We start from the raw sequence: 12,390 nt of genomic DNA, 5'->3' as shown, positions 1-12,390 counted from the left end.
CCGCAAACCAAGTAGACTTGACCTAAATCACTGAGTCGGATGGTCATAGTGCAGTACCTTATCCAAGATTGTTTCTAATATTTTTTGGTTGATAGAGTGAAAGAATGTGACTTCCACTTTTCCGAGACGAATTTTCATCAGAATATCATTTCTGCCTTTCTTCTCAAAGCGGCGAGATTGGGGAACAGTCAATGGGACGATGGGGTGTGACATAATAAATCCTCCAGTTTTGTTTTTTATAACAGTGTACAGGAGGAGGGAGTGATTAGATAGATACCTTGTTATTGGGCGGTTACTTTTTTATTACCCTAACTACAGAAAAAAAGGAAAAGCGAACCTTTCCTTTTTTTCAGATTCAAATTCATTCATCGAATAGAAATAGAATCTTGATTAGTCTTCTTTACGACGACGTTTGCCAACAAGAGCAAGGGCTGCAACAAGCATACCTGCACCTAGAACTGTAGCTGATGATGAAGCTTCACCAGTGTTTGGCAATTTAGCCACACCAGCCTTAACAGTTGTTACTGGAGCCGATGGTTTGGCTGGAGCTTCTGGTGCTTGTGGTTTTGGCGGAACTGGGTTGCTTACCTTGCGGTAGATGTGACAAACATTACCATCACCATCAACCGTAGTCTTAACAAATACGTAACCATCAATTGACTTGTTCGGTGTTGTGCCGTCTTCAGTCGGTGCAATAGGCGTACCATTTTCGTCTACGAAGCTTGTTGTGACTTTAGTAGTTTCAGGAACTTTCTTGTAGACATGAGTAGTGTTGCCTGACTCATCTGTCGTAGTCTTAACAAATACGTAACCGTTGATTGACTTGTTAGGCGTTGTGCCATCTTCTTGTGGTGAGATAACATTGCCGTCCTCGTCTACGAAGTTTGTCTTAACTTTCTTATAAACGTGAGTAGTGTTGCCATCGCCATCAGTTGTTGACTTCTCGTAAACATATCCAGAGATTTCTTTGTTTGGTTGGTTACCATCTTCTGTTGGAGCAATTGGGTCACCATTTTCGTCTACAAAGCTTGTTGTTGGCTTGTTGTAAACGTGGATAGTATTTCCGTTTTCGTCGATAGTTGTCTTACCAGTGAATACATAACCGTCAATATCTTTGTTTGGTTTTGTACCCTTATCTTCTGGTGAGATTTCATTACCTGACTTGTCTACATACTTAGTTACAACTTGTTTGTAAACGTGAGTGGTGTTACCATCACCGTCTGTTGTTGTCTTAACGAATACGTAACCATCGATAGACTTGTTAGGCGTTGTGCCATCTTCTTGTGGTGAGATAACATTGCCTTCCTCGTCTACGAAGTTTGTCTTAACTTTCTTATAAACGTGAGTGGTGTTGCCTGACTCGTCTGTTGTTGTCTTAACAAATACGTAACCATCAATTGACTTGTTAGGCGTTGTGCCATCTTCTTGTGGTGAGATAACCTTGCCTTCTTCGTCTACGAAGTTTGTCTTAACTTTCTTATAAACGTGAGTGGTGTTGCCATCGCCATCAGTTGTTGACTTCTCGTAAACATAGCCTGGGATTTCTTTGTTTGGCTGGTTACCATCTGCCGGTGGAGCAATCGGATCACCATTTTCGTCTACGAATGTTGTTGTTGGCTTGTTGTAAACGTGGATAGTATTTCCATTTTCGTCGATAGTTGTCTTACCAGTAAATACATAACCGTCAATATCTTTGTTTGGTTTTGTACCCTTGTCTTCTGGTGAGATTTCATTACCTGACTTATCAACATACTTCGTAACAACTTGTTTGTAAACGTGTGTCACATTGCCATCGCCATCAGTAGTTGATTTCTCGTAAACATATCCTGGGATTTGAGATGGATCTTTAATACCGTCTTCTGTAGGTTTCAATGGTGTACCATTTTCATCTACATAAGATGTTGTATTATCGATAACAGTTGGTGTGTAAGTTGCGGTCGCTGGTGTACCATTCTTATCAACACGTTTAACCATTACACCCTTAGCTACACCTACAAAGTCTTTCTCTGGTACAAAGGTTACTGTACCGTCTGGAGCAACTGTGTATGTACCTTCGCCTGGAACATCTTTTTCGGTTGTACCATCTTCAAAAGTAGCTGGAACTGTGTCATCCATTGGAACTTCGTCATGACCTGGTGTGAAGACTGGTTTACCTGTTTGTGTCTTACCACGGTAATCCTTAGATTCTGCTGGAGTACCTGTTGGAGTTACCGGAGTGACAGTTGGTGTATAAGTAGCCGTTGCTGGTGTACCGTTCTTATCAACACGTTTAACCGTTACGCCTTTAGCTGTACCTACAAAGTCTTTCTCTGGTACAAAGGTTACTGTACCGTCTGGAGCAACTGTGTATGTACCTTCGCCTGGAACAACTTTTTCAGTTGAGCCATCTTCAAATGTAGCTGGGACTGTTTCATCAATCGCAACTGTTACAGTTTCGTTGTTGACAACAGTTGTGCCACCTGTGAAGGTTGGTGTGCCAGTCTGTGTCTTACCTTGGATGTCAGTAGATACAGCTGGAGTACCTGTTGGGGTTACTGGAATAACTGTTGGTGTGTAGGTTGCAGTAACTGTCTTACCGTTTTCATCTGTTGCTTGAACAGTAGCTGGAGCTGCTGTTCCGACAAAGTCTTTGTTTGGTGTGAAGGTTACAGTACCTGTTGCTGGGTCAATTATGTAAGTACCGATAACATTGCCATCTTTGTCCTTAGCATCAATTGTTGTTTCATCAACTGGCTTACCATCTACAACCAACTTAGCTGGATTTGTAGCAGAGATGGTTACTGGAACTGTTTCGTCTTCTGTAATCTTGCCATCACCGTTAACATCTACAGAACCACCTGTGAATGTTGGTGTACCTGTTTGAGTAGCACCTTGAACATTGATTGATGTTACGCCTTCAGATTCTGGTGTAGCTTCTACTACTGTTGGTGTGTACTTAGCTGTTACTTCTGTACCATTCTTATCAACACGTTTAACAGTGACACCTGTACCTGTACCAACAAAGTCTTTCTCTGGTACAAAGGTTACTTTACCTTCAGGAGTCACAGTATATGTACCCTCGCCTGGAACAACTTTTTCGGTTGAGCCATCTTCAAATGTAGCTGGGACTTTTTCATCAATCGGAACTTCGTCATGACCTGGGGTAAAGACTGGTGTTCCTTCTTGAGTCTTACCTTGAAGACCTACTGTATTTACAGGAGTACCCTCTGGGATTACTGGTGTTACGTTTGGTGTGTAAGTAGCGGTCGCTGGTGTACCGTTCTTATCTACACGTTTAACAGTGACACCTGTACCTGTACCTGTGAAGTCTTTCTCTGGTACAAAGGTTACTGTTCCGTCTGGAGCAACTGTGTAGGTACCTTCACCTGGAATAATTTTTTCAGTTGTGCCGTCTTCAAATGTTGCTGGAACTGTGTCGTCCATTGGTACTTCATCATGACCTGGTGTGAAGACTGGTGTACCTGACTGAGTCTTACCTTGGATATCGGTTGTCTCAACTGGGGTAGCTGTTGGGGTTACTGGAGTAACTGTTGGTGTGTAAGTTGTTTCAGCAACTGTACCGTTTGTATACTTAGCTTGAACTTTAACTGGATCTGCTGTACCTACGAAGTCTGAGTTTGGTGTAAAGGTAATCACGCCATTCTCATCAATCGTGTAAGTACCAACTTCCTTACCATCCTTAGTTGCAGGAACGGTAGTTACTGCTTCACCTTTATCGTTCAACAAGGTAATCGTTGAATTGTCAACTGGAACTTCCTCGTGACCTGGTGTGAAGAGAGTCTTCGCATCAGTTGTTTGTGGCTTACCTTGGATGTCTTCTGTTTCAGCTGGAGTTGCTGTTGGAGTAACTGGGGTTACTGTTGGTGTGTACTTAGCAGTAGTTGTAATCGTTGTTGTAGAACTATCATCAGAAGTCAATGTAGCTGTTTGAACAACTGTTACGCCTGTACCCTCACCTGTGAAGTCTTTTTCTGGTACAAAGGTTACTTCACCTGTTGTTGGATCTACAGTGTAGGTACCTTCGCCATCAATTGTCTTAGTCGTTTCACCATCTTCAAATGCATAAGTCTTCTTAGTGATATTTGCTCCTGGTGTGTTCTCATAAGTTGGTGTACCTGTTTGAGTCTTACCTTGGATATCTTCTGAAGTTGCATCTTTAGATGTCGTTTCTACTGGAAGAACAGTTGGTGTGTAAGTATCCGTATCTGTAACAGTAACTGTGTTTCCTTCGGAATCAACAGCCTGAGCAGTTACCTTGATTGTTACGCCTGTACCTGTACCTGTGAAGCTTGCAACTGGTACGAATGTTACAACACCTGTGTCAGGATTGATTGTGTAAGTACCTTCTCCATCAACTGGCTTGGTCAATGTGCCATCTTCAAGTGTATAAGCACCTTTAGATGGGATCACAACTGATTGGTAACCCAAGCTTGTATTCGTAGGATTATTCAATGACTTGAATACTTCTGAACCTGCTGGTGATGTTTGAGTCTTACCTTGAATATCCTCAGTAGTGCTTGGTACAGATGTCAAAACATAAACAGTTGGTGTGTAAGTCGCTGTATCAGTAATTGCTTGTGTTGTGCCATCTTCTGCTGTGATTGTAGCTGAGGCAACAACAGTTACAGGAGTTGCTGTACCTACAAAGTCTGCTTCTGGAGTGAAGGTCACTGCACCAGTAGCTGGATCAAGAGTATAAGAACCTTCACCTGCAACAGTCTTACTTGTAGTTCCATCTTCAAAGGCATACGTTACCGCTGAAGCATTTGGATTTTCAGACAACTTAGAAGTAATTGTTTCATTTTGAGTTGCACCTTGTACTGCTGCAGAAACTGCATCTGTCGCTTCAAGAGTTGTAGGTGTTACTGTTGGTGTGTAAGTTGCAGATGTCTTAATCTCAGTCGTTGAGCCATCATCAGCTGTCAATGTAGCTGTTTGAACAACCGTTACACCTGTACCTGTACCTGTAAAGCTTGCAACTGGTTTGAAGGTTACTTCACCTGTTGTTGGATTTACTGTATATGTTCCTTCATTTGGTACAACTTTTTCAAGGCTACCATCTTCAAGAGCATAAGTCTTATCAGTGATGTTTGCTTCTGGTGAGATTTCGTAGGTTGGTGTTCCTGTTTGTGTCACACCTTGAACATTTTCTGATACCGCATCCTTAGATGATGTTGTAACAGGAGTTACCTCTGGTGTGTAGGTATCTGTATCTGTAACAGTGATCGTGTTACCTTCTGAATCAACAGCTTGAGCAGTTACTTTGATCGTAACGCCAGAAGCCTTACCTGTAAATGTTACAAGTGGTTGGAAGGTCACCACACCTGTATCAGGATTGATTGTGTAAGTACCTTCGTTTTCAACAGTCTTGGTCAATGAACCATCTTCAAGAGTGTAAGCACCTTTTTCTGGGATAACCACTGAATGGTAGCCCTTCGTTGTGTTTGTTGGGTCATTAAGTGACTTGAACACTTCTGAACCAGCTGGTGAGTTTTGTGCTTTACCTTGGATGTCAACAGAAGTTGAAGGGTTTGAAGTGATACCGTAAACAGTTGGTGTGTAAGTTGCTGTGTCTGAAAGCTCAACAGTTGAACCATCTGCAGCAGTAAGTGTTGATTTAGCGACTACTGTTACAGGAGTTGCTGTACCAATAAATTCTGCTTCTGGTGTGAAGCTTACTGCACCAGTATTGGCATCAATAGTGTAAGAACCTTCACCTGCAACTGTCTTAGTCAATGAACCATCTTCAAATGCAAATGTTGGAGCTGAAGCATTTGGATTTGTGCTAACAGTTACTTTAATCGTATCTGTTTGTTTTTCACCTTTCGCACCTGCTGATACTTGATCATCTGCTTCAATCTTAGTTGGTTCTACAGTTGGTGTGTAAGTAGCTTCATCTGTGATCGTAGCAGTCGTTTGGTCTGCTGATGTGATCGTAGCTGAGGCAACAACAGTTACTGGAGTAGCTGTACCTGTGAAGCTTGCCACTGGTGTGAATGTTACCGCACCTGTAGTAGCATCAATAGTGTAGGTACCTTGACCATCAACAACTACTTTACCTGTCGCATCTGCACCTTTCAATGCATAAGTTGGTGCTGAAGCATTTGGATTTGTGCTTACTGTAGAAGTGATTGTCTCAGTTTGACTTGCACCTTGAAGACCTGTAGATGTCTTATCATCTGCTGTGATTGTAGTTGGTGTTACTTCTGGTGTGTACTTAGCTGTTTCCGTAACAGTTACTGGGTTACCTTCTGAATCAATAGCTGTACCTGTTACTTTAACATCAACACCTGTAGCTTTACCAGTGAAGCTTGCTACTGGAACAAAGGTTACTTGACCTGTATCAGGGTTGACAGTGTAAGTACCTTCTCCATCAACTGTCTTGGTCAATGAACCATCTGCAAGAGTATATGCACCAGTTGTTGGGATCGTTACAGTTGTTTCACCAAGAGTTGTGTTTGTACCAGTATTCAATGAAGCAAAGGTTGGTGTACCTGTTTGGGTTGCACCTTGCACATCTTTAGATGTCGCATCTGTACCCTTGATACCATAAACAGTTGGTGTGTAAGTTGCCTTATCTGAAATCTCTTTAGTTGTACCATCTGCAGCGGTAATAGTTGATTTAGCGACTACTGTTACAGGAGTTGCTGTACCAATAAATTCTGCTTCTGGTGTAAATTCAATCAAGCCAGTTGTTGGGTTAAGAGTGTAAGTACCCTCACCTGCAACAGTCTTAGTCGTTGTACCATCTTCAAATGCATAGCTGATTGCTGAAGCGTTTGGATTGGTTGCAGACAATTTAGAAGTGATAACTTCTGATTGTTTCTCACCTTGTGCTCCTGCTGATACTTGATCGTCAGCTGTGATAGCGGCTGGTGTTACTGTTGGGATGTAAGTGCCTTTATCTGTTACTGTAACAGTTTGACCGTTGGCATCTTTAGCTGTACCAGTTGCTACAACTGTTACACCTGCTGCTGTACCTGTATAGCTTGCAACTGGTTTGAAGGTTACTTCACCTGTAGCAGTATCAATCGTGTAAGTACCTACACCATCAACAACCACTTTACCTTTCGCATCTGCACCTTCTAAAGCATAACCTGTAATGGTTACAACTTGCTCACCATCTGTAGTGTTAGCTGGGCTGTTCGCTGAAACAAAGGTTGGTTTACCTGTTTGAGTTGCACCTTGAACATCTGTTGAAGTAGCATTTGTAGGTGTCAAATCATAAACAGTTGGTGTGTACTTAGCAGTTGCTTGAACTGTTGCTGTCGTAGATGTTTGTGGGTCTACAACTGTAGCTGTTGCTTGAACTGTTACACCAGTTGCTGTTCCAACGAAGCCATCCACTGGAGTGAAGGTTACCTCACCTGTTTGAGCGTTGATCGTATATGTACCTTCGCCCGCTACTGTTACTGCACCCGATGCGTCCGCTCCGACAAGAGTGTAACCAGTAAAGGTTGGAGCTGGAACGTTTGGTGTGTTTGTTGTGTCATTAACAAGTGCAAAGGTTGGTGTACCTGTTTGAGCTACGCCTGCAGCCGCTGCTGATGTTACATCTGTACCTTTCAACTCATAAACAGTGATGTAGTAAGTTGTTGTTGCGACAGATGTGTTTGGACCAGCATCAGTACCTGAAGCAAGACCACCGATAACAGCATCTACATAGTTACCGTTGCTGTCGATGACATCAATATCAATCTTGTAAGTACCAACCTCAGTCAAGGTATAAGCATTTGCAGCAGTGTATGCTTTGGCATCTGCTACTGTGTTGAACTCAGTTACAACACCTGTTGGTGAAGTTACCTTAACTTTTGTAATGCTAGTTACCTTGTTGTATCGAGTATCTTCTGGATCAGAGATAGCTACGCCTGCTTGAGTAGCATTTACCAAATCAACAACTGTACCCTTAGTAGATACGTAGCTGGTTGATGTCGCAGTAGGCTTAGAGTTTTCGATAGAGCCGACATCTGTGGTTGTACCAATGATCGCATTAACAGTTCCAGCGAAACCTGAAGCTGTCTCTACTGCCCAGCTATTGCTACCCTTAACTGCTGTAACGGCTGTACCGTCTGATGATGTCCATACCTTAGTCACTGGATCATAAGAAACATGCACAAACATTGCTTGATGGTCTGTCGAAGTAGACTCATTTGCATAATTCGTCTCTGTACGATAAACATCCTTAACGGCTGTTACCTCACCGTTTGTATAGGTACGAGTGTACTCATAAAGAGCAAATACTTCTGAACCATCAAGGTTTGTCTTAGTCCAAATCCGACGCTCTGTTACATCATTTCCGTTTGTAACCTTAGCAGACTCAGCTGGCAATTCCCACTGACCTGTCTTGTTATTAAGAGTCGCTGTGTAGCTATTGCCCAAGTGGTCTTTAACAGTCACTTTTTTACGCATGATCGTCGCTTTAACACGCTCAGTCGTTGCTTCAATAGTGATATTGTCCACACCAGCCTTAGCTGAATTATCAGAAGTTACTGGAATATTGATTTCAGAACCGACTGCACCAAGAACTGTACCTACAACAGCAGCTGTATTAGTACCGCCAGTAGCCACTACCCAGTTACCTGCTGTATTGACTTCCAAGAGGGTAGTTGTACCATCCGGCATAATCATCTTAGCACTAGTTGCACCCTTAGCAATAGTTACAGGAACCGCTGTTGAGTAGGTCTCAATGTTTTTCACTTCAGACTTAGGTGCAACAACAAGTGTAATAGATGAATGTACTTCCTGTGGAGAAGTAACATAACCAGGGTTATTGACATTGTTCACGTCAAAGTCTTTGGCATAAACTGTAACAGTGTAGACACCTGCCTCAGTTGCAGTACCAGAAATAGCACCTGTTTTTGAAGAGTAGGTCGCACCTGGAATCGTTGAGTTAGTCGCATCTGTAGAAGAACCGTTTGAGTTCAAACCAGCAACCCCTGTCAATGCTGTACGGCGGTTACCACGAGCTTGACGCGTTGTGCCATCGGAAGCCGTAAAGAAATAGTCGTAACCACTGTTTGCATTTGTAGAGGTATTTGAAACTGGTCCATTTGCTTTAGCAGTTAGAGTATCGTTAGTCGCATCCTTATACTCAATAGATTTATTAATTGTATCACCAGTTACGTGGTAGGAAACAGAGCCGTCAAGGATGATTTCTGGTGCAGTGGTATCCTTGAAACCAACCCAACCAACCTGCAAGCTGGCAAGACGGGCGCGAACTGTAATGGTACCATTTGAAATAAAGACGTTACCACGAATATCGTTTACACCGTTCTCAATATCTGATGGTGCAGAAACGACACCCTCAATAGAGTCAAGGTCAGACAAGTAAACCAAACCAGAAGGTAGGTTCTCTGGACTAACTGCAACGATTGACCAGCCAGCTTGTTTTGCAGCATCCGTCAACTCAAAACGCTCTGATACGTTTGGAATATAGACTTGGTCTTTAATCTGCTCATACACATAGCCATAAAGTTCAAATGCTAGGAATTCATAGGCACCACCGGCACCATGGACAGCATTTTTTGCTGTAAATGATGCTCCAGAAGGTTTGATACGTTGGGCATCAGGCAGGTTGTTCCAAAGAAGGGCTTCAGCCTCAAGCGCCTTGTTTTGTTCATAAGTCAACGGATAGTCCACACGACCACCATTTGGGTTCATAGCAACACGACCGATAATATTATTACCGTATTGGAAGGACTTAACGATCAAACCAATTTGTTCTAACTGGGCTCGGTATTGAGCTTTCAATTCCGGCGTGTCAACGTTAGTAAAGCGCAACTTCGTTGCAGTGTTATAATCTGTCGCAGGAGTCGTTGATACTGCGATTTGGTATGAACCGCGAGCATCGTAAGTAAATCCATCATTGTAAAGTGATGGATACGTTTGAGTAGCAGTTACTGAGTTTGGTGCATTTGTAAGTCCCATTTCATCTGTTGGAGACAAGGCAACGACCAACTCATCTTTACCCAAGAACTTACGCAATTCCAAGGCAAGAGCTTCTACGTTTGTACGAACAGCTGCAATTTGAGTGTTGACTTCGTCAAGTGTCGCAAGGGCATTATTGAAGACTACAGCTGCTTCTTTAACAGATTCTTTTGTCGCAAGAGCAGCTTGTTTAACCGCAGTATTATCTTCTTGTGAGATAAGCGTTTGACGTTCTGCTTCTTCTGTCAAAACAGCTGCTTCTGATACAACTTGCTCTAAAACTGTTTTTGCTTCAGAGACTGTTGTAGGTACTGTTGGTGTTGTTGCAGTAGCTTCGCTTGCTGCTTTTTCTTCAGTAGCTTTGCTCTCTGTTGAAGCAGGAGTCTCTGTTGCTTTACTTTCTGTTGATGGCGCTGTATTTGTAGCTGTGGTTTCTTCAGTTTTCGCTTCAGCTTTTTTAACCACTTTGAAGGTTACAACATTTGCTCCGCCTTCTGTGACCTCAAGAGTCACACTTGCTTCTTGACCTGCAGCTAACTCATATCCCTCTGGGATTTGAGAATCTACTGATACAGTTGACTTAGCCACTTGCTCGAAAGTTTCTACAGAAGTCGCTTTCAAATCTGCTTTACGAGCTACACCGTCTTCTGTTACGTAAGAAACGATATAGTTGATTGTCGCAATACGACCTTGAGTTTCCTCAGTAGCTGTCTTTGTTGCAGCAGTTTCGGTTGGTGCATCCGTAGATGAAGATCTAGTTGCTGCTGATTCTGAAGCTGAAACAGCTGTTTCTGTTGATGAAGCCACAGCTTCCTCGGCTTTAGCTACTTGTGCTCCAGCACCAAGAACCAAGGACATACCAAGCAAGACACTGGCAGCACCAAAATGATACTTACGAATCGAAAAATGCTGTCTCGTCCCGTACCAGTCAAATGACTTTTTCTTTGCTTTTCGCATTGTTTACCTCCTAAAAGTGGTGAGCAAAATCAAACAAATTACCAACCAATTGAAATCAACAGATACATTATAAAACTCGAAAGGTAATGGAAACGTTATAAAATTTTATTGTAATAATCATTTGGGGAGGATTAATACTGATATTGAAAAACTTTTGCAAGTTATATTGTAAAGTGAATACAATTAAATTGGTAAATTGTTTAATATAGCTTCATGTATGATATCTATCATATCTACTATATCCTACCATACCCCCCCCCCCAACTTTTCAAGCGATTACACTATGTTTTGTGTCATTTTCATAATAATGTCTGTTTTTTATTTTTATCTCCCTGTTTATATGTTAATATTTAATTGTTTTGTAATAATTTACATAAGAAAAATTACGGACGTTGTATAAATATTCTATGAGTTGACCTGCATTTGCCTTCAAAAATACCTAAAATGCGCCAGAGATGCTACCTTTTCAGACCAGACACGACAAGCACCAAAAGAGTTCGCCTATTCCCAAAGAGTTTGGCAGAATTCGATGGTTCCTCTCTAGTTGTTCCATCCCACTCTTTCGTCTCATGCCTAAGATCAAACCTTAGACAACCTAACAAAAAAAAGTTCCCTATCGGAACTCCTCACCTTATATAATCGTTTAGTTTGCTTTTATAGACATTTGAATTAAATTTGATAGAGCCTCACTTTCGACTTGCCCTACTCTACGAAAGTGACTTGCTTCGCTCGCGAAATAATCACAGTTAACCTGAAATAACTATAGCATTGACTTTACAATCAGTATCTCTAATAACCACTCCACTAACGAGCACCTGGTTGACTTCCTTACTGTCAACCAAGAGTATTTTGCCAAGTCAATCTGAATCTGGCAGCTAGTGTCTCCACTCCTTGCACCAGTTAGCACGAAGCTGTTCGACAAGTGATACTGGGAGAGTTGTCAATGCTATACTTTCCCTTTCTGGCAGGTTTTAAAGGAAACAGTTAGCAATTCGAAACCAGTCTTATTGTTCGCTTTCTATCATGGTTGATGATTTTGTGACAGTTGATCGATTTGTACAGAAGATAGACCGGTCAGCTTTTCAATCAGTTCATACGAAAAACCTTCACGCAACATCTGATAGGCGACCTCTATACGGCCTTTCTCCAACCCCTTCTCCAAACCTTTCTCCAGGCCTTCTTCTAAACCTTCTGCTCTGCCTTCCTCCTTACCTCGCCGTCTGCCACGTATATAGGAGCTTTCCAATTCACCAAAGTGGTTGGAAGCATTACGTAACCATTGATCTACCATTTCGATTTCCTCCTCTGTCCATGTGTTTCTATCCAACAGGTGTTCTGCTTTTTCAATAACATCTGATGTAGATTGACTAAATGCTCGGTTGGCGAAAAATTCTATCCATTGGCGCTGATTTTTCTCTAGCTGACCCTTGCGGAATTTTTTCAGTTCAATAATGACCATTTCAAATGGTTTTCTCAATTCTTCATGTTCGCCAAATGGCAATTCCA

At 42.1% G+C, this 12,390-nt stretch carries 2 protein-coding genes and 1 pseudogene; all 3 read right to left on the bottom strand.

Annotated elements, in window-relative coordinates; genetic code table 11:
• Nucleotides 1–27 precede the first annotated feature (27 nt).
• Nucleotides 28–213, bottom strand: coding sequence for a hypothetical protein (locus tag ODU55_RS10545; RefSeq protein WP_222330463.1), 186 nt, complete (start codon nucleotides 211–213; stop codon nucleotides 28–30).
• Nucleotides 214–390: 177 nt separating this feature from the next.
• Complete coding sequence (locus tag ODU55_RS10540) at nucleotides 391–10,884, bottom strand: YSIRK-type signal peptide-containing protein (RefSeq protein ID WP_398582799.1); 10,494 nt, start codon at nucleotides 10,882–10,884, stop codon at nucleotides 391–393.
• A 1,021-nt stretch (nucleotides 10,885–11,905) separates the two neighbouring features.
• Nucleotides 11,906–12,390: pseudogene (locus ODU55_RS10535) on the bottom strand (hypothetical protein); the annotation flags it as partial.

Origin of the sequence: Streptococcus sp. 2022WUSS037 (genome assembly GCF_044427225.1) — a bacterium.
Taxonomy (GTDB): domain Bacteria; phylum Bacillota; class Bacilli; order Lactobacillales; family Streptococcaceae; genus Streptococcus.
Note: the sequence above shows the minus strand (reverse complement) of the source record. Positions and strands in the feature narration are given on the sequence as shown.